Source organism: Propionibacterium acidifaciens (assembly GCF_003798325.1).
Lineage (GTDB): Bacteria > Actinomycetota > Actinomycetes > Propionibacteriales > Propionibacteriaceae > Propionibacterium > Propionibacterium acidifaciens.
Genome location: NZ_CP033719.1, coordinates 1,651,540 through 1,668,482, shown reverse-complemented (window position 1 = coordinate 1,668,482; position 16,943 = coordinate 1,651,540). Strand labels below are relative to the sequence as shown.

Annotated in this window: 19 protein-coding genes; 15 read left to right on the top strand and 4 right to left on the bottom strand. The window is 74.4% G+C overall.

The window, feature by feature from the left end:
- Positions 1 to 173: 173 nt before the first annotated feature.
- The 9 genes from narJ to moaC all read left to right on the top strand — a co-directional run bounded on the left by narJ (position 174) and on the right by moaC (position 6,872).
- Complete coding sequence (gene narJ / locus EGX94_RS06965) at positions 174 to 818, top strand: nitrate reductase molybdenum cofactor assembly chaperone (RefSeq protein WP_196807793.1); 645 nt, start codon at positions 174 to 176, stop codon at positions 816 to 818.
- Positions 819 to 823: 5 nt separating this feature from the next.
- On the top strand, positions 824 to 1,627 hold the full coding sequence (gene narI, locus EGX94_RS06960; protein ID WP_043150376.1) for a respiratory nitrate reductase subunit gamma: 804 nt from the start codon (positions 824 to 826) through the stop codon (positions 1,625 to 1,627).
- A gap of 77 nt (positions 1,628 to 1,704) precedes the next feature.
- Complete coding sequence (locus EGX94_RS06955; RefSeq protein ID WP_021797936.1) at positions 1,705 to 2,547, top strand: helix-turn-helix transcriptional regulator; 843 nt, start codon at positions 1,705 to 1,707, stop codon at positions 2,545 to 2,547.
- 36 nt (positions 2,548 to 2,583) lie between these two features.
- The gene (locus tag EGX94_RS13815; protein ID WP_021797934.1) at positions 2,584 to 2,820 is read left to right on the top strand and encodes a MoaD/ThiS family protein; all 237 of its coding nucleotides are present in this window, start codon (positions 2,584 to 2,586) and stop codon (positions 2,818 to 2,820) included.
- Positions 2,821 to 2,895: 75 nt separating this feature from the next.
- The gene (locus EGX94_RS06950) at positions 2,896 to 3,315 is read left to right on the top strand and encodes a molybdenum cofactor biosynthesis protein MoaE (RefSeq protein WP_021797931.1); all 420 of its coding nucleotides are present in this window, start codon (positions 2,896 to 2,898) and stop codon (positions 3,313 to 3,315) included.
- A 47-nt stretch (positions 3,316 to 3,362) separates the two neighbouring features.
- Complete coding sequence (locus tag EGX94_RS06945; protein ID WP_226906014.1) at positions 3,363 to 4,118, top strand: HesA/MoeB/ThiF family protein; 756 nt, start codon at positions 3,363 to 3,365, stop codon at positions 4,116 to 4,118.
- A gap of 48 nt (positions 4,119 to 4,166) precedes the next feature.
- Complete coding sequence (locus EGX94_RS06940) at positions 4,167 to 5,411, top strand: molybdopterin molybdotransferase MoeA (protein ID WP_021797935.1); 1,245 nt, start codon at positions 4,167 to 4,169, stop codon at positions 5,409 to 5,411.
- Between the two features lie 584 nt (positions 5,412 to 5,995).
- A complete protein-coding gene (locus tag EGX94_RS06935) occupies positions 5,996 to 6,226 on the top strand; it encodes a hypothetical protein (RefSeq protein WP_123826095.1) in 231 nt (76 codons plus the stop codon).
- A 208-nt stretch (positions 6,227 to 6,434) separates the two neighbouring features.
- On the top strand, positions 6,435 to 6,872 hold the full coding sequence (gene moaC, locus EGX94_RS06930) for a cyclic pyranopterin monophosphate synthase MoaC (protein ID WP_231386103.1): 438 nt from the start codon (positions 6,435 to 6,437) through the stop codon (positions 6,870 to 6,872).
- Positions 6,873 to 7,032: 160 nt separating this feature from the next.
- Here the strand turns inward: moaC and EGX94_RS06925 are convergent, their stop codons facing one another.
- From EGX94_RS06925 to EGX94_RS06915, 3 genes are read right to left on the bottom strand one after another with little or no spacing between them, the layout of a single operon-like run.
- Complete coding sequence (locus EGX94_RS06925) at positions 7,033 to 8,004, bottom strand: SLAC1 family transporter (protein WP_021797933.1); 972 nt, start codon at positions 8,002 to 8,004, stop codon at positions 7,033 to 7,035.
- Positions 8,001 to 8,549, bottom strand: a complete 549-nt coding sequence (locus tag EGX94_RS06920; protein WP_021797938.1) for a MogA/MoaB family molybdenum cofactor biosynthesis protein — start codon at positions 8,547 to 8,549, stop codon at positions 8,001 to 8,003. The genes EGX94_RS06925 and EGX94_RS06920 overlap by 4 nt, the downstream gene beginning before the upstream one ends.
- Positions 8,550 to 8,552: 3 nt before the next feature.
- The gene (locus EGX94_RS06915) at positions 8,553 to 9,002 is read right to left on the bottom strand and encodes an HIT family protein (protein WP_021797930.1); all 450 of its coding nucleotides are present in this window, start codon (positions 9,000 to 9,002) and stop codon (positions 8,553 to 8,555) included.
- A gap of 261 nt (positions 9,003 to 9,263) precedes the next feature.
- Here EGX94_RS06915 and EGX94_RS14070 point away from each other — a divergent pair, with 261 nt between their 5' ends.
- The 6 genes from EGX94_RS14070 to EGX94_RS06890 all read left to right on the top strand — a co-directional run bounded on the left by EGX94_RS14070 (position 9,264) and on the right by EGX94_RS06890 (position 15,809).
- Positions 9,264 to 9,398 carry a hypothetical protein gene (locus EGX94_RS14070; RefSeq protein WP_264291245.1) on the top strand — a complete coding sequence of 45 codons (135 nt, stop codon included), beginning with the start codon at positions 9,264 to 9,266 and terminating at the stop codon, positions 9,396 to 9,398.
- A gap of 494 nt (positions 9,399 to 9,892) precedes the next feature.
- Positions 9,893 to 11,092 (top strand): sensor histidine kinase, encoded by a 1,200-nt coding sequence (locus tag EGX94_RS06910; RefSeq protein WP_051245436.1) that lies wholly within the window; start codon positions 9,893 to 9,895, stop codon positions 11,090 to 11,092.
- Positions 11,093 to 11,359: 267 nt separating this feature from the next.
- The gene (locus EGX94_RS06905; protein WP_021796393.1) at positions 11,360 to 12,022 is read left to right on the top strand and encodes a response regulator; all 663 of its coding nucleotides are present in this window, start codon (positions 11,360 to 11,362) and stop codon (positions 12,020 to 12,022) included.
- Positions 12,023 to 12,544: 522 nt separating this feature from the next.
- Positions 12,545 to 13,888, top strand: a complete 1,344-nt coding sequence (locus tag EGX94_RS06900) for an MFS transporter (protein ID WP_021796398.1) — start codon at positions 12,545 to 12,547, stop codon at positions 13,886 to 13,888.
- A 168-nt stretch (positions 13,889 to 14,056) separates the two neighbouring features.
- Entirely contained in the window at positions 14,057 to 14,977 is a 921-nt protein-coding gene (locus EGX94_RS06895) for an ABC transporter ATP-binding protein (protein WP_051245449.1), read from the top strand.
- A gap of 1 nt (position 14,978) precedes the next feature.
- Positions 14,979 to 15,809: an ABC transporter permease gene (locus EGX94_RS06890; RefSeq protein WP_021796395.1), complete on the top strand. Its 831-nt coding sequence runs from the start codon at positions 14,979 to 14,981 to the stop codon at positions 15,807 to 15,809.
- Positions 15,810 to 15,852: 43 nt separating this feature from the next.
- On the opposite strand, the gene EGX94_RS06885 is transcribed toward EGX94_RS06890, so the two are convergent.
- On the bottom strand, positions 15,853 to 16,830 hold the full coding sequence (locus EGX94_RS06885; protein ID WP_021796401.1) for a ribose-phosphate diphosphokinase: 978 nt from the start codon (positions 16,828 to 16,830) through the stop codon (positions 15,853 to 15,855).
- Positions 16,831 to 16,943: the final 113 nt, after the last annotated feature.

Here is a 16,943-nt window from a genome sequence, read left to right as displayed (position 1 = left end):
GGAACCAGCGGGCGCTCCGGGCGCCGGACGCCGCCCGGCCGGACCGGCCGCAGCGGACGGGCCTGCTGCGGCACGAGGAGGGCCATCCGGTGACCGATGTCTTCATGGGCGCACCTCGCCTGCCCGTCAGGCGGCACGTGCCCACCGACCGCGCCCAGCGGCGGACCGTCGAGATGGCCTGCTCGCTGCTGCTGGACTACCCGGCCGACGAGCTGGCCGAGCAGTGCACGGCCGTGCGGGCCGAGCTGGCGACCCTGCCCGCACCGGTCGCCGAGCACCTGGAGGCCTTCTGCGCCCGTGCCGAGGCCCTCGGACTGCGCGGACTGCGCGAGCACTACGTCGAGACCTTCGACCAGCGGCGCCGCTGCGCGCTGTACCTGAGCTACTACGAGCAGGGCGACACCCGCGGCCGCGGGCAGGCCATCGTGGCCTTCCGCGAGATCATGCGGGCCGCCGGCTTCGAGCAGGCCCGCGAGGAGCTGGCCGACTACCTGCCGGTCGTCCTCGAGTTCGCCGCCCTCGACGACGAGCAGGGCATGGGCGAGGAGCTGCTCGAGACCCACCGCGAGGGGCTGGAGGTCATCCGGGCCGCCCTCGTGGACGCCGGCTCGCCCTACGCCGAGCTCGTCGAGGCGCTCGTGGCGACCCTGCCGGAGCCCGACGAGCGAACCATCGCCGCTTACCAGAAACTCATCAGCCAGGGCCCGCCGACCGAGCTGGTGGGTCTGGGCGCGGGGCGCCCGGGCGCCCCGGTCGGCGGCCGCGCGTCGGCCGTCGACGGGCCCCCAACCGAACCGAACTCCCCGAAGGAGGGGTGACCATCATGTCCGCCGCCACGGTCCTGGCCTGGGTCGTCCTGCCGTACCTGTCGATCGTCCTGCTCATCGGGGGGCTCGTCTGGCGCTTCCGCACCGACCAGTTCGGGTGGACGAGCAGGTCGAGCCAGTGGCGCGAGAGCGCGATCCTGCGCTGGAGCTCCCCGCTGTTCCACCTGGGCATCCTCCTCGTCGCCCTCGGGCACGTCCTGGGCCTCGTGGTCCCGCAGAGCGCCACCGACGCGATGGGGATCCCGCACCACGTCTACCACCTCGTCGCGACGATCCCCGGCTCGATCGCAGGCGCAGCCGCCGTCGTGGGCCTGGTCGGCCTGCTGTACCGCCGCATCGTCGTCAGGTCGGTGCGTCTGAACACCTCGAGGGGCGACATCCTCACCTACGCGCTGCTGACGATCCCCATCGCGCTCGGCGCGGCGGCCACCGTCAGCACCCAGCTCGTCGGCCCCGCCGGCGGCTACAACTACCGCGAGACGATCTCGGTCTGGTTCCGCTCCATCCCGATGCTGCACCCGCGGCCGGAGCTCATGGCCGACGTCCCGATGGTCTTCAAGCTGCACATCCTCGCCGGCATGCTCCTGCTGTGCATCTGGCCGTTCACCAGGCTCGTCCACGTCGTCTCGGCGCCGGTCGGCTACGTGACGCGCCCGAACGTCGTCTACCGCTCCAGGCGGGAGGGCCCCGTCGCCTCGGCGCCCGCGGCCCGCGGCTGGGACCGCCCCTTCGAGAGCCCCGGCCGGCGGGGCCGCCGGTCCGCCGCCCGCACCGCGAGCGACCGGACGGCGCTCGCGTGACGGATCCCGACCGCGACCCTCCCCGGACGCCGCGCCCTAGAATCGGAGCAGTGGACAGCGAACGAAGGGCCTCATCCATGCCTACCGACCACCGGGCTCCCCTCGACTGCGCCTGCAGCCACCGGGACCACCAGTACGACGCGAGCACGCCCGATCTGAGCGAGACGCTCAGGAGGATGGCCCGGCTCACCTCCGCGCAGCAGGCCCTGCTGCGCCGCATCTCCGCGCACGCCGGGTCCGTCACCGTCGCCGAGCTGGCCGCCGAGTCGGGCCTGCACCCGAACTCGGTGCGCGAGACCCTCGACGCGCTCGTCAACCTCGGCCTGGTCACCTGCGAGCAGATGCCGATCAGGGGCCGCGGCCGCCCCGCCCTGGGCTATCAGAGCTGGACGCCGACCGACCCGGCGTTCCCGGCGTGCACGCTCGCCCAGGTGAGCCATGCGATGTTCGCCTGGCTCACCGCCCACGTGGCCGACCCGCGCCAGGCGGCCCACGAGATGGGCCGCTACTGGGCCGACGACGCGCTGGCCATGATGCACGTGCCCGACCACACGCGGCTCAAACCGACCGGGGGCTTCACGATGGCGGGGCACCTCAACAAGATGCGCCTGTTCCTCACCTCGCTCGGCTTCGCGGCGCAGCCGCATCCGCGCATCGACACCGGACTGGTGCTGCACGGCTGCCCGTTCGGCTGCACCGACGAGTCGTGCCCGGACTCGCTGGCCCTCGAGATGCGCGACGGCCTGCTCGAGCGGGTCATCGAGCGCACCGCGGGCAGCATGGCCGACGCCCAGGTCATGGTCGACGTCAACCACCCGCTGCGCTGCGAGATCATCCTCACCCCGAAGGACCGGCTCGCCGACGGGGGGCCGGCCTCCGGCGGCGACGCCGAGGCGCCGGTGCGCGCCGCGGCATCCTGAAGGTCCCGCCCGACCGGGGCACGACAAGGGGGATCCATGATCACCGTACGGTACTTCGGCGGCGCGGCGGAGGCCGCGGGCGTCGAGTCGGAGCAGTGCGCCCCGGCGGGGCGCCTCGACGAGCTGACCGCGGCGCTGGCCGACGCCCACCCCGACCTCGAACGCGTCCTGCCCGTGTGCAGCTTCCTCGTCGACGAGGCCTCGGCCGCGGCCGACACGCCCCTGGGCGATGACGCGCTCGTCGACGTCCTGCCGCCCTTCGCCGGCGGCTGAGCCCGGGCCCGACCGCACCGTCCACCATCCGCTCCACCGTCCGGGTCCTGACGCCCGGGCGCCCGAAGGCATGACATGAACGCTGTTCTCTCCGGCATCACCGCCGAGGCGCTCGACCCGGCGGCGCTGTGCGCGCGGATCGGCGACGACCGCGCCGGCGCGGTGGCCTGCTTCGTCGGCGTCGTGCGCGACCACGACGCCGGCATGCCGGTGACCGCCATCGACTACTCGGCGCACCCGGCCGCCGGGCGGGTCCTCGACGGCATCTGCCGGCGCATCGCCGCCCGCGAGGGCGTCCACGCCGTCGGCGCCTGGCACCGCACCGGCGGTCTCGTCGTCGGCGACGTCGCGATGGTCGTGGCCGCGGCCGCCGAGCACCGGGGCCAGGCCCTCACGGCCGTCTCCGATCTCGTCGACCTCGTCAAGGCCGAGCTGCCGGCGTGGAAGTGCCAGTGGCTCCCCGACGGCTCCCACGTCTGGTCGGGCATCGCGTGAGCGCCGGCGGGGACCGTGCGCCGGCCGGGAGCCGGACGGGGGTGCGCGTGCCGCTGCGCAACCGGGTCGGGCCCCTCGACGACGCGACGGCCGCCCGCCACCGCCGCACCCGGCTCGTCACGGGGATCGGCGAACGGGGTCAGGCCCGGCTCGCCGCCGCGCGGGTGCTCGTCATCGGGGCCGGCGGGTTGGGCTCCCCGGTGCTGCTCTACCTCGCCGCGGCGGGGGTCGGGACGTTGGGCGTGTGCGACTCCGACGTGGTCGAGCTCTCGAATCTCCAGCGCCAACTGCTGCACGGCGAGGCGGACGTCGGCACGCCCAAGCCGGCCAGCGCGGCCGCCCACCTGGGCGGGCTCAACTCGGCCGTGCGCGTCGAGCAGTACCCGCACGCGACGAGGGGTTTCCTCGACAAGCACGGCGCCGAGTGGGACGTCGTCATGGACTGCACCGACAGCTTCACCGCCAAGTACCTCGTGGCCGACTGGGCGGCCGAGGCCGGCGCGCCCCTCGTCTGGGGTACCGTCGTGGGGATGGGCTTCCAGCTGTCGGTGTTCTGGTCGCGCCCGCCGACCGGGCTCCCGGCGACGAGCCTGCGGACCCTGCACCCGCGGGTGCCCGAGCCCGGCTCGACGCCGACGAGCGCCCGGGCGGGCGTCCTCGGGACGGTCGTCGGACAGGCCGGCACGGCCATGGCCACCGAGGCCGTCAAACTCATCACGGGCGCCGGCGACCCGCTCATCGGGCGGGTCCTCGTCGGCGACGCCGCGCGGAACCGCTACGAGACGCTGCGCTTCGCGCGCTGACGGGCAGGGCCGGCCGACTGTCGTGGGCGGCCCGGGAAGGTGGATGACATGGGTGACGAGCCGTTGGGCCTCGACGAGTACCGGGCCCTCGTCGAGGCGCGGATCCCCGCCCGGGGCACGGCCACGAAACCGCTGGACGAGTGCCTGGGCCTGACGCTGGCCTCCGATGCGCCCGCCCGCATCCCGGTGCCCCCGTTCACGAACTCGGCGATGGACGGTTTCGCCGTGCGCCGCGTCGACGTCGCCGGGGCCTCCCCCGAGCATCCCGTGAGGCTCCCCGTCATCGCCGACGTCCCCGCCGGCGACCCCGCGGCGACGCCGCTGCGTCCCGGCACCGCCGAACGCATCATGACCGGCGCGATGATGCCCGCCGGGGCCGACACGGTGATCCGCGTCGAGGAGACGGACCACCGTCCGGGCACCGACCGGGCGCCCGAGGCCGTGACGATCCTCCGCGGGGCCGAGGAGGGCGCGAACGTGCGCCGGGCGGGCGAGGACGTCGAGGCCGGCGATCCCGTCCTGACGGCCGGGATCCCGCTCGACGCCGTGGCGATCGCCGCCGCCGCCTCGGTCGGCCACACCACCCTCGAGGTGGTTCCGCGTCCGCGCGTCGGCGTGCTGGCCACCGGCTCGGAGCTGCGCGAGGCCGGCGACCCGCTGGGGCCCGGGCAGATCCCCGACTCCAACTCCCATCTGCTGGCCGGCCTCGTGCGCGAGGCCGGCTGCGAGCCCGTCGAGGTCGGGCGCGTGCCCGACGACCCGGCGAAGCTGCTGGGCCTGCTCGCGCAGTGGCCCGCGCTCGACCTGGTCATCACCGCCGGCGGGATCTCCGCAGGCGCCTACGAGGTCGTGCGCCAGGCCCTGTCGGGCCCCGCCTCGCGCTTCCACCGCGTCGCCCAGCAGCCGGGCGGGCCGCAGGGCCTGGCCACCGCCGTGGTCGGCGGGCGCCCCACCCCGGTGCTGTGCCTGCCGGGCAACCCCGTGAGCGTGTGGGTCGGCTTCCACGTCCTCGCCGCCGGGGTGCTGCGGGTGCTGGCCGGGCGGGCCACGGGCACCGCCCCGCGGACCAGTCGTGTCGTGGCGGCCGAGCCCTGGTCGGGACCGGCCGCGAAGGTGCAGTTCATGCCGGTCGTGCGCGAGGGCGAGCGCGTCCGTCCGATGCACCCGCTCGGCTCGAGGTCGCACCTGGTGGCCTCGCTGCCCCGCGCCGACGGGCTGGCCGTCGTCCCGGTCGGCACGGGCCGGGTGGAGCCCGGAACGGAACTGGAGTTCATCGCGGCGCACCCGCGCTGAGGGCGGCAAGCGGGCGGACTCGAAGACGCCGCGGCCCCGGACACGGAAGGCAGAGATGACCGGTGGAGGCGCCAGCCCGTGGGGGCGACGCGGCCTCCTCGCCCTGTGCCTGCTCGCCCCTGCCTGTTCGAGGCGGAGACCCTCCTGCTCATCCGCTCCGGCAGGCCGCCCGGGAGGACAGCGGCAATCCCGCTGCGGGGCCCGATCGTGCCGGGGACGCTCGCTCATGGCCGCCCTCCGGGCCGGGTCATCCTCTCCCGCCGTCGCAGGCACGTGCGAAGGACGCCGCTGCGGCGCGGGCCGCCGGCCTGCGCCACGCGGACCACGACGCGCTCTACGCGGCGCGGCTCGAGCAGCCGTGCGGGATCCGCAGGGCCCGTGTCTCGGTCCGACGCGTCGTGGAGCGCCCCGACGGCACCCGCAGCGGCGAATTCCTCGTCCGCGGGGGCAAGGGGGAGAGCATCCGGTGCTTCGCCGACATGGCCCTGCCGGTGCCTGCCGACAAGCCCGTCTGCGGCGCCGACGTCTGCCGGGCTTCCGGTGACCTGCAATGCGCTGACCGGCGACCGCGCCTTCGACGAGGAGTGGGCCCTCATGACGACGGCCCCTCCCCGGCGCCGGTGCTCGGCCCGCAGCTGCGCGCCGTCCTGGGCGCCGACTGCTTCCGCCGGCTGCATCTGGCCGACGGCCGTATGATCTGTCTGACCAGGAATTCCTTCCGGGTCGAGGACTTCGGGCGACCCGCCGGCCAGGTCCGGTGGCCGGGGCGGATCATCGAGGCCGAGTCGGCAGGGCCGGCGGCGGGCCCCGGCTGAGCCGAGGGAGCCGGCCGAGCAGTCCGCACGACCGCCGGACGCGGGAGAGCCTCCCCGGCCGGCGGAGGATCGACATGACCGACACGCCGGACGGTCCGATGCGCCTCCCGGAAGGTGTACGGCTGTGCGTCGGAGAGGAAGCGACATGACCGACACGCCGGAGAATCCGGTGCGCCTGCCGCACCTGCGCGGCGACGGCGGCGCCTTCATGGTCGACGTGACCGCCAAGGCGCCGAGCGTGCGCGAGGCCACCGCCGTCGCCGAGGTCGGCTGCTCGCCGCGGGTCATGTCCGCCCTGCGCGACGGCACCGTGCCGAAGGGCGACGTGCTGGCCGTGGCGCGCGTCGCCGGGATCATGGCCGCCAAGCGCACCCCCGACCTGCTGCCGTTGGCGCACCGCATCGGCGTGCACGGCTGCGAGCTCGACCTGTCCCTCGCCGAGGACCACGTGGCGATCCGCGCCACGGTCCGCACCGCCGATCGCACCGGCGTCGAGATGGAGGCCCTCACCGCGGCGACGGTGGCCGCCCTGGCCGTCGTCGACATGGTCAAGGGCGTCGACCGCTCGGCCGTCGTCCGGGAGGCGATGATCGTCCACAAGTCGGGCGGGCGCTCAGGCGACTGGACCCGCCCGGGCCGGGGGTGAGCCGGGCCCGGAGCCCGACCTCGTCCCGCATCCCGTCCCCGGATGCGGCCGAGAGGGCCCGACCGCGCACCATGCACGGGCGGACGCCCCAGCTGCGATCAAGGGACGCCGACCGCCCCGGGCGCCCGACCGCCGGGCCGGTCCGTCGGGGCCAGCCGAGTCAGGGCACCGGTCGGGCACCCGGCAGCGCACGGACGGTGAGGCCCGCGACGGCGACGACGACGGCCGTCGCCAGGGCCAGGACGGCCCAGGCCGCAGGGCGCCACGGCCCGAGGGGGGCGGTGGCCAACCACCGCACGAGGAAGTTCGCCGTCGCGGCCGAGGGGAAGGTGAACGACCACATGGCCGTCGTCGCAGGGGCCCTGAGATAGCAACCGGGCACCAGGAAGAGCTCGACGACGATGAACAGCGCCGTGATGCCGACGAGGATCTCGACGACGGCATCGCCGCGTCCGCCGTTCATCGTCACCCACGCGGTGCCGGCCGTGGCAGGCGGCGCGACGAGGATGGCCAACAGCGGCCATTGGGAGGGCGGCAGCGGCTCGCGCGTCCACAGTCGCACCGTGACGACGGCGCCGATCATCACCCACAGCATGATGCCGATGCCGAACTCGGCCATGGCCGGGCCCCGCGCGCCGACGAGCGAGAGCGCCGGGCTCGTGACGAAGGCACCCGCGATGAGCGGGACGAAGTAGCCGGTGTGCAGGGACTCGACCCGCACCGGCCGGATGCACCAGCGGGCGACGAGCCGCGCGCCGAACAGACCGACCACGAGGGCGCAGGCGATGATGAGCCAGAACGCCGCGGTCGGAGCCCGGATGTACAGGCGCTCGCCGAGCAGCACCCCCACCAGCGGGAAGTAGGAGAACGCGAAGCCGTCCAGGTCGTCGCCGAAGCGGTTGGCCCCGCACGCCAGGGCGCGGACGTAGCGCACGGCGATGACGAGCACGGCGGCCAGGGCCGCGAGGGCGAGCAGATCGGCGCACCACCCGGGCGCTCCGAGCAGCGGAACGGCGCTCCCCCAGGCCCCGGCCAGACCGCTCAGGCCCAGCGCGACGGCCAGGGCGCTCAGATCGAACGGGCGCGGTGCGGGCCCGTCGGGAACCCCCTGCCCTGGTGCGGGCGCGCTCATGAGGGCCGGCGCCCTCTCGTCGCGCCTGTGGCCGGCGCGGGGTGGTCGCCGCCGTCGAGCTGGTCGAGGACGTGCCCGAGCAGCGGCGCGACGACGGCGACGGCGTCGCGCACCCCGCCGGGCGAGCCCGGGGCGTTGACGACGAGGGCGGCGTCGGCACCGCGCGCACTGATGCCGACGAGGCCGCGGCCGAGACAGGCGGTCGGCGCGGAGGCCTCGCCGCGACGGCGGATCGCATCGGCGAGCCCGTCGAGGCGGGCTGCGAGCAGGGGCGCGGTGGCCTCGGGCGTCACATCGCGCGGGCCGATGCCGGTGCCGCCGGTGGTGAGGACGAGGCGGCAGCCGTCGGCCAGGGCGGCAGCGATGGCAGCCCTCACCGATTCGACGCCGTCGGGCACGACGACGACCGGGCCGGCCGCGATGCCGGCATCGGCGAGCAGACGAGCAGCGAGCGGACCGGACAGATCCTCGCGCTCGCCGTGCGCACAGCGGTCGGAGACGGTGACGACCCTCGCCAGGGGCCCGTCCCCGGTGGTTCCGGCCACGGTTCAGGCCAGCGCCGGCGAGCCGGGCGCGACGGGCACAGCGGCACCGTGCCCGAGCTCGTGCAGAGCGGCGCGGACCCGCTCGGTCGCGGCGTCCAGCTCGGTGCCGGGCACCTCGGCCCGGGCGTTGGTGAAGCTCAGTTCGGCCTCGCCCCAGGCGGGCAGGACGTGCAGGTGGAGGTGGGGGATCTCGAAGCCGGCGACGAGCAGGGCGGCGCGCGGCGAGTCGAAGGCCCGCTCGACCGCCTGGCCGATGATCTTGGCGACGGACATGAGGCGGGCCAGCAGCGCGTCGTCGGCGCTGGTGAACTTGGCGACCTCCTGGCGCGGCACGACGAGCATGTGGCCGTCGGTGATCGGGTTGATGGACGCGAAGACGACGCACGTCTCGTCCGCCCAGGCGAAGCGCCCGGGGATCCGACCCTCGATGATCTTCGTGAAGACAGTGCTCATGGCCCCATCGTGGCACGCCGAGGGCCCGGCCTCGGGACGGGGCCGGGCGGCGGCGGAAGCGGTGGACGGCACGGCCCGCGCTCCGGACCGGTCGGGTGTGCGAACACGCCGTCCGGGGGCGGGGGGAATGGCCCGGCCCTGCGCTCCGGAGACCGGGCTTGCGCGCCGGGGGCCGGAACGCGAGGATTGCTGCACGTCGGCGTCCCGCCGGGCCGGCGCAGGAGCGCCGCCCCTCCCCGGACGCGCGGAGGAGGTTCGGTCATGGCACGAGGACGAGCCGGATGGTTCGCGGCGGTCGTCGGGGCATTGCTCGGGCTGGCCCATCTGCACCGCCACCGCGCCGAGCGGTACGAGGCGGAGCTGTGGGCCGAGGCGGGTCGCGGCCTCAGGCCCTGAGGACCTCGTGCGCACGCCCGCCACCGACCTGATCGAATCCGCCTGCGACCCCCGTTCCTCTCGGAGCTCCGAGGGCCTCGTGCGCATGCCGCCCGCCATCACCGGTCGGGCGCGCAGCGCGGTCCTGGACGCTCGACCCCGCTGGCCCGAGTCCCGGGCCACCCCGACGACCCGGGCGCCGCACCCGACCGGCGAACCCGTCTCCGGGCGCCGCGCCCGCGCGACCCCGACCCCTCCAGAAGGGGCACGACGAGCCCATGAACCCCGGGCGCCGCGCCCGCGCGACCGACACCACCGTCGTACCCTCGTCCCCCGAGCCCGCACCGGCCCGTTGCGCCGGGGCGCGCGCCCTCGCTCACGCGGACTCCTCGATCGGCCCGCGACGGGCCCCGGCCGGGAACCCCGCGGCCGGCCCGGGAACGGTTCCCCGAGACCCCCTCGCCCGGACGCCCCGGCGGGGTCCGGGCCCGCGGAGACGACCGTAGACTCCGATCATGAGCCTCGTCCCCCCACTCCGCCGCTCCGCGCGCCGGGAGCTCATCGCCGATGGGGCGCTGGCCGCCTGCCTCACCGCGCTCACCTGCTTCTGGGGGGACGTCACCGTCCCCCAGCGCGACTCCTACCTCACGACGCTGCTCACCGGCCTGCCGCTCACGACGCCGATCGTCCTGCGCCGCCGCCGGCCCCTGCTCATGCTGGCCATCGCCACGGTCGGGGGCCTCGTGCAGTGCGTGGCCGTCGAGGCCCCGACCCCCTCGCTCATCGCGGTGCCGATCATCACCTACTCGGTCGCCCGCTGGGTCGACGGCCACGGCTCGCGGCTGGCGGTCCTGGCCGGCTTCATCGGCGCGGTCGTTGGCCCCTACCGCTGGTCGCACACGCGCGAGCCGTGGATCCCCGGTCCGGATCCCAGCAGCGTCTTCACGCTGCTCTTCCTCATCTGCACGGCGATGGTGCTCGTCCCCTACCTCATCGGACGCCGCGTCCGCGAGAGCGACCGGGTCGAGCTCGAACGCGAGCTGGCGGCCGAGGCGCAGTACGAGGCCGAGCTCACCGCGCAGGCCGAACGGGCCCGCACCACCGAGGCCCGCGTCCGCAACGAGATCGCCCGCGAACTGCACGACGTCGTCGCCCACTCGCTGAGCGTCATCACGGTCCAGGCCCAGGGCGGCAAGGCGCTCGCCGCGAAGAACCCCGACGCGGCGGTCCACGTGCTCGGCACGATCGCCGACATGAGCCGGGACGCGCTCGTCGAGATGCGCCGCATCGTCGGCGTGCTGCGCGAGGGGCCCGCCGAGTACCGTCCTCAGCCGGGGCTGGACGACATCCCGACCATGGTCGAGCGGGCCGGCGAGCGCGTGCACCTGGAGGTCGTCGGCAGCCCGCCGCAGGTGCCGCCGACGCTGGGGCTGGCCGCGTACCGCATCTGCCAGGAGGCGATGACGAACTTCCTCAAGCACGCCGGCCCGAAGGCCCACTGCTGGATGCGCCTCGACTACGGGGCCGAGCGCATCGTCATCGACGTCGTGGACGACGGGGCGGGCGCGGCCGTGCTGGACGACGGGGCCGGCAACGGGCTGCGCGGCATGGCCGAGCGGGCCACCGCGATGGGCGGCACCGCCGACGCCGGGCCCCGCCCCGAGGGCGGGTTCGCCGTGCACGCCGAGTTGCCGCTGGAGCAGCCGGGCCGCTGAGGACCCGCCCACGAGTCGCCGGACAGCGTCGACTCGGGCCTCGGCCCCTCCCGTTCCGCCCCGTCCGCGCGGATCGCCGGCGCCGTCGTGCTCGCCCGGCGACCACGGGCGACCGTCCTCGGCAGAGCCGTCGGGGCGGCGCCCACGGTGCCCTGCGGACGTCGAACCGCCGGTCGCCGTCGGGCGGGCCCGGCGGCGCGGTTACCGTGGGGGCACCCGACCACGCGGGACGTCCGGCGGGCGCCGGACGCGAGTGCAGGAGGAATCATGGCCGAGCCGATCACGGTGCTTCTCGTCGACGACCAAGAGCTGGTGCGCAGCGGTTTCCGCATGCTCATCGACGCCCAGGACGACATGGGCGTCGTCGGGGAGGCGGCGGACGGCGCCGAGAGCCTCGAGCAGCTGGACCGTCTGCGGCCCGACGTCGTCCTCATGGACATCAGGATGCCCGTCATGGACGGCGTCGAGGCGACCCGGCGCATCATCGCGTCCGGCCTCGACACGCGCGTCCTCGTGCTGACCACCTTCGACCTCGACGAGTACGTCTTCTCGGCGCTCAAGGCGGGCGCCTCGGGCTTCATGCTCAAGGACGCCCGGCCCGAGGAGCTGCTGGCGGCCATCCGCACCGTCGCCTCCGGCGACGCCGTCGTCGCCCCCAGCGCGACCCGCCGTCTGCTCGAACACGTCGCCCCCAGCCTGCCCGACCACGTCGGCGAGGAGGACGACCGCCTGTCGGTGCTCACCGAGCGCGAGCTCGAGGTCCTCGGCGAGGTGGCGCGCGGCGCGACGAACGCCGAGATCGCCGAGCACCTGTTCATGGCCGAGGGCACGGTGAAGACCCACATCGGGCGGCTGCTGTCGAAGCTCGAGGCACGCGACCGCGTCGGGCTCGTCCTCATCGCCTACGAGACGGGTCTCGTCCATCCCTGAGCGGCCCCGGGCGCCCCGTCCTGCCATCCGTTGCCCGCCCCGCAGGGCCGCCCGGACCGCGTCACGTGCTCTTCGACAAGGATTGATGGTCTCTCTCAGAGGCTCGACCGCACCCTTGCGGACCGATCGCGATCACATTCCGGTCGTTTTCGTCCCCCCGGAGTTCCCACTGGTCTATCATGAGGAACGCATCGGATGTCCTGCCCGTGCAGTCCGTCTCGCCCGATGACGCAGTCGACCGCGGGCCCGCAGGATCCAGGGCATTCCCGCCGCATTCGCGGCCCGCAGACGCCCAGGGGGCTGTTGGGGGTGACCAGCAGCCCCCTGGTGCCCCTTCCAACGCGCGACGAGGCGCTGTCACGGGGGATCCGGTGCGTGCGCGCCCGATGGATCCCGACGCCCGTTCGACGAGATGATCCACCCCGACGGCGGGCCTCCGCGGCGGGATGGTGCATGCCCTCGCGCCCGCCGCCCGCACATGCTGACCGTCTAGACTCCCCGTGACCGCGGGAGGGGGCGCGTGTGGAATTCACCCGGAGACTGAGCAGGCTGAGCAGGCACCGCGACTTCCGTCGGCTCGTCCTCGTGCGGCTGTGCGGCCAGTGCGGCGACGGCACCGCGCAGGTGGGCATGGCCTCGTACCTGCTGTTCAGCCCGCAGAGCCAGACGAGCGCCTGGGCGGTCGCCGGGGTGCTCGCCCTCACGATGCTCCCCTACTCGCTGCTCGGCCCCTTCGTCTCGGTGCTGCTCGACCGCTTCTCGCGCCGGCGCATCTCGGTGCTCGTCGACGTGACGCGCGCCGTGTGCAGTCTCGCCCTGGCGGCGATGATCGCCGTGCACCGGACAGGCGGCGGCGCGAGCGTCGTCCTGGCCGTGCTCCTGCTCGTCATGCTGAGCCTCAACCGGTTCACGCTGGCCGGCCTGCAGGCGGGCCTGGCGGGGACGGTCGAGGAGGCCGAGTACCTGGAGGCGAGCTCGATCATGCCGATGATCGGCCCGCTGGCCGCGCTCGTCGGCGGCGCCGCGGCCGGGGCCATCCGCCTGGCGCTGGGCGGTCCCCTGGGCACGGACGCCGCGAACGGGCTCATCTTCGTCCTCGCGGCGGCGCTGTTCGTCGGCGCCGCCGGCACCGCCTGCCGGATCGGGCGCACGGTCCTCGGCCCGGCGACGGACGCCGAACGGGTGACGGTGGGCGACGTGGCGCACGGCCTGGCCACCGGGATGCGGCACCTGGCGCACCGCCCGCCGGCCTGGCTGGCACTGCTCGCCGAGGCCGTCGTGCGCATCGGCTACGGCTTCCTCATGGCCTTCGTCGTCGTGATCCACCGCCACCACTTCGCCGGCGAGGGGCGCCTCGGATCGGCGATGGCCGGCGCGGGCGGCTGGTTCGCCGTGAGCGGCGTCGGTTTCGTCCTGTCCGGGGTCGTGTCGGTGCCGGTCGCCGAGCGCATCGGCGTGCGGCGCTGCATCGGGGCGATGCTGCTCGTCATGGGGCTCTCGCAGGCCACCGTCGGCGCCATCATGGCCGTACCGGCCCTGCTCGTGAACTCCTTCCTCACCGGGCTGGCCGGTCAGTCGCTCAAGGTGCAGACCGACACCGTCGTGCAGGCCCACGTGGACGACGACCACCGCGGACGCGTCTTCACGCTCTACGACGTGCTCTACAACATCTCGACGGTACTGGGCGCCGTCCTCGCGGCCGTCGTGCTGCCGCCCGATGCGGTGAGCCCGCCCGCCATGGCCGCCCTCGGCGCCGGCGCCCTGCTCGCCGGGCTCGGCTTCCTGGCGGCCACGCGACCCCTGGGCGGCGCGACCTTCGACCGGGGCACCCGGGCCGCGGACGAGCGGGCCGGCGCACGGGCCTGAGCCGACGGGCGAAGCGCACCGGCCGAGCCCTCCCCTCCCGGCGTCGACGTGACATTCATCACGCCCCGGCATGACGAGGCGCACCGGATCCTGGGAACCACTTGTCAGAGGCGGTTTTCAGTCATTGACTGGGGCGTGCAGCACCTCACCGACCCAGAAGGGGACATCATGAGCGCACCAGTCAGCGTGCCGGGACAGGCCGCCATCGAGGTCGACTCGATCAGCAAGTCCTTCCGCACCGCGGGGGACGAACGGGTCGACGCCGTTCGGGGCATGAGCTTCACGATCCGCAGCGGCGAGGTCGTGGCCCTGCTCGGCCCCAACGGCGCGGGGAAGTCGACGACGATCGACATGATCCTCGGTCTCACCCACCCGGATTCGGGAACGGTGAGGGTCTTCGACGGAGCGCCGCTCGACGCCTCGCGCAGCGGGCGGACCGCGGCCGTCGCCCAGAGCGGCGGCCTGCTGGCCGAGAACACCGTGCAGCAGACGATGCGCGTCATCGCGGCCCTCCACCCGGGGTCGAGCATCGGCTCGTGCATGAGCCGCGCCGGCATCACCGACCTCGCCGACCGCCAGGTGTCGAAGTGCTCCGGCGGCGAGCAGCAGCGGCTGCGCTTCGCCCTGGCCCTGCTGCCCGACCCGGACCTGCTCATCCTCGACGAGCCGACGGCGGGGATGGACGTCCGGGCCAGGCGCGACTTCTGGCGCGAGATCCGCGCCGAGGCGCAGGCCGGCCGGACGATCCTCTTCGCCACGCACTACCTCGACGAGGTGGACGAGTTCGCCGACCGCGTCATCCTCATCAAGGAGGGGCGCGTCATCGCCGACGACACGGCCGACGCCATCCGCACCACCGCCGGCGGCTGCACCGTCTCGGCGGAACTGACCCCCGGGACCCTCGACCGCATCGGCCTGGCCGGCACGCGGCTGCTCGAGGAGCGCTCCGGGCGCACTTATCTGCACAACCCCGACTCGGACGCGCTGACCCGCCGCCTGCTGGAACTGGGCGGGCGCGGGATCAGGGTCGTCCCACGCAGCCTGGACGACGCCTTCCTCGCACTGACCTCGACCACGACGGAGAACTGACATGACGATCCTCACCGACACCCCCACGGCCCCCGGCCCCACCGCGACGAACTCGGTGCGGCTGCCGCCCCGGCGCACCCGGCTGCGCGGCATCCCGCTGAGCTACCTGTGGTGCGAGCTCCGCCGTCCGATGCGCCGCTCGAACCTGATCTTCAACCTGGCGCTGCCGGCGGTGCTCTACCTGGCGCTGTTCCGCGCCGGCCCGTCCGACGCGAACCTGCCCGGCGGCAACTTCGCACTGTGGATGATGATCGGCATCGCCGTCTACGGCTCGGCCGCGGCCAGTACGAGCGCGGCCGCCTCCATCGCCATGGAGAAGGCGTCGGGCTGGATGCGCACGATGCGGCTGACCCCGCTCAGCACCGCCGGCTACGTCCTCACGAAGATCGCCGGCGCCATGACCATGAGCATCCTGCCCGTCGGCGTCGCCGGCCTCCTCGGGCTGCTCACCGGCGCGCGGGGCACCGCGGCGGCATGGGCCTGCGGGCTGGTGGGCGCCTGGGCGTCGTCAGCGATCTTCTCGGCCCTCGGCCTGGCGATCGGCCTGGCCCTGCGCGCCGAGGTCGTCATCCATGTGCCGGGCCTGGTCATCACCGCCCTGGCCTTCCTCGGCAATCTGTTCATCCCGCTGTCGGGCACGATGCTCACGATCGGGCGCTTCACCCCGATGTACGGCGCCGCGACGATCGCCCGCTGGGGCCTGACCGGTGGCAGCAGCTTCAGCGCCGACCACGACTCGCTCGGCTGGGCGGTCGTCAACGCGGCCTGCTGGCTGGTCGGATTCGCCCTCTGGGCGGCGCGCAGGTTCACCAAGAGCACGGGGCGCGTCTGACCCCATCGCCCGGCGCCCCGCCCGGCGGGCCGGGGCAGGCCTGTCAGAACAGCTTGCTCTGGTCCTTGGGCGGGGCGTAGGCGGGGTCGACGCCGTCGAACATCTTCGAGATGGACCGGCCCCGGTGGATGCGGTCGATGGCCTCGGCGAACATCGGGGCGATGGACAGCACCGTCAGCCCGGGCCAGTCGGCGGGGGCCGGAACGGTGTCGGTCGTGACGACCTCGCTGATGAACTCCTCGGCGCGCAGGCGCTCGGCGGCGCGCCCGGCGAACAGGCCGTGCGTGCAGGCGACAGAGGCCGATCGGGCGCCCTGCTCCTTGAGCTTGCGGGTGAGTTCGATGATCGAGCCGCCGGTGGCGATCTCGTCGTCGAGGACGATGCAGTGCCGGCCCTCGACGTCGCCGACGACCATGTCGATGACGACCCGGTCGTCGCCCAGGCGGCGCTTGGAGCCGGCCGCGACGGGCAGGCCGAGGAGGCGGGCGAAGTTCGAGGCGGACTTGGCGTTGCCGAAGTCGGGACTGACGACCACCGCGTCCTCGCAGGCGCCGCGGTAGTGGTCGGCGATGACGCCCAGGGCGGTGAGCTGGTCGACGGGCACCGAGAAGAAGGCCTGCACCTGCGGGGAGTGGAGCTGCATGGTGAGCACGCGGTCGACGCCCGCGGTGACGAGCAGGTCGGCGACGAGACGGCCGCCGACGCTGATGCGCGAGGCGTCCTTCTTGTCGGAGCGGGCGTACGAGTAGTGCGGGATGACGGCGGTCACCTGGGCGGCCGAGGCCGACTTGGCGGCCTGCACCATGAGCAGCAGCTCCATGAGGTGGTCCTGGGTGGGCGGCACGAGCGGCTGGACGATGTAGACGTCGCGCTGGCGCACGTTGACCAGCAGCTGCGCCTGGAGGCAGTCGTTGCTGAAGCGGCTGATCCCGACCGGTGAGAGGTCGACCCGCGCGCACTGGCAGATGTTCGCGGCGAGCTCGCGATGGGCCGAGCCCGAGAACACGACGATGTCTTCCACGGCCGTCCTTCCCGCAGCGGATCGGTGCGCAACCAGCCTAGACGTCCGCGGGGTCCGTGCCGCACTCGACGCACCCGGCGAGCCGTCGGGGAGCCCCCGATGGGGTTCCACCG

Excerpts from the sequence above, each read along its gene's own strand:
- EGX94_RS06950 (WP_021797931.1), top strand. The coding sequence starts at position 2,896 with ATGAACGCTGTTCTCTCCGGCATCACCGCCGAGGCGCTCGACCCGGCG.
- EGX94_RS13815 (WP_021797934.1), top strand. The coding sequence starts at position 2,584 with ATGATCACCGTACGGTACTTCGGCGGCGCGGCGGAGGCCGCGGGCGTC.
- EGX94_RS06890 (WP_021796395.1), top strand. The coding sequence starts at position 14,979 with ATGACGATCCTCACCGACACCCCCACGGCCCCCGGCCCCACCGCGACG.
- EGX94_RS06955 (WP_021797936.1), top strand. The coding sequence starts at position 1,705 with ATGCCTACCGACCACCGGGCTCCCCTCGACTGCGCCTGCAGCCACCGG.
- moaC (WP_231386103.1), top strand. The coding sequence starts at position 6,435 with ATGGTCGACGTGACCGCCAAGGCGCCGAGCGTGCGCGAGGCCACCGCC.
- EGX94_RS06925 (WP_021797933.1), bottom strand. The coding sequence starts at position 8,004 with ATGAGCGCGCCCGCACCAGGGCAGGGGGTTCCCGACGGGCCCGCACCG.
- narJ (WP_196807793.1), top strand. The coding sequence starts at position 174 with ATGGCCTGCTCGCTGCTGCTGGACTACCCGGCCGACGAGCTGGCCGAG.
- EGX94_RS14070 (WP_264291245.1), top strand. The coding sequence starts at position 9,264 with ATGGCACGAGGACGAGCCGGATGGTTCGCGGCGGTCGTCGGGGCATTG.
- EGX94_RS06940 (WP_021797935.1), top strand. The coding sequence starts at position 4,167 with ATGGGTGACGAGCCGTTGGGCCTCGACGAGTACCGGGCCCTCGTCGAG.
- EGX94_RS06915 (WP_021797930.1), bottom strand. The coding sequence starts at position 9,002 with ATGAGCACTGTCTTCACGAAGATCATCGAGGGTCGGATCCCCGGGCGC.
- EGX94_RS06910 (WP_051245436.1), top strand. The coding sequence starts at position 9,893 with ATGAGCCTCGTCCCCCCACTCCGCCGCTCCGCGCGCCGGGAGCTCATC.
- narI (WP_043150376.1), top strand. The coding sequence starts at position 824 with ATGTCCGCCGCCACGGTCCTGGCCTGGGTCGTCCTGCCGTACCTGTCG.
- EGX94_RS06895 (WP_051245449.1), top strand. The coding sequence starts at position 14,057 with ATGAGCGCACCAGTCAGCGTGCCGGGACAGGCCGCCATCGAGGTCGAC.
- EGX94_RS06905 (WP_021796393.1), top strand. The coding sequence starts at position 11,360 with ATGGCCGAGCCGATCACGGTGCTTCTCGTCGACGACCAAGAGCTGGTG.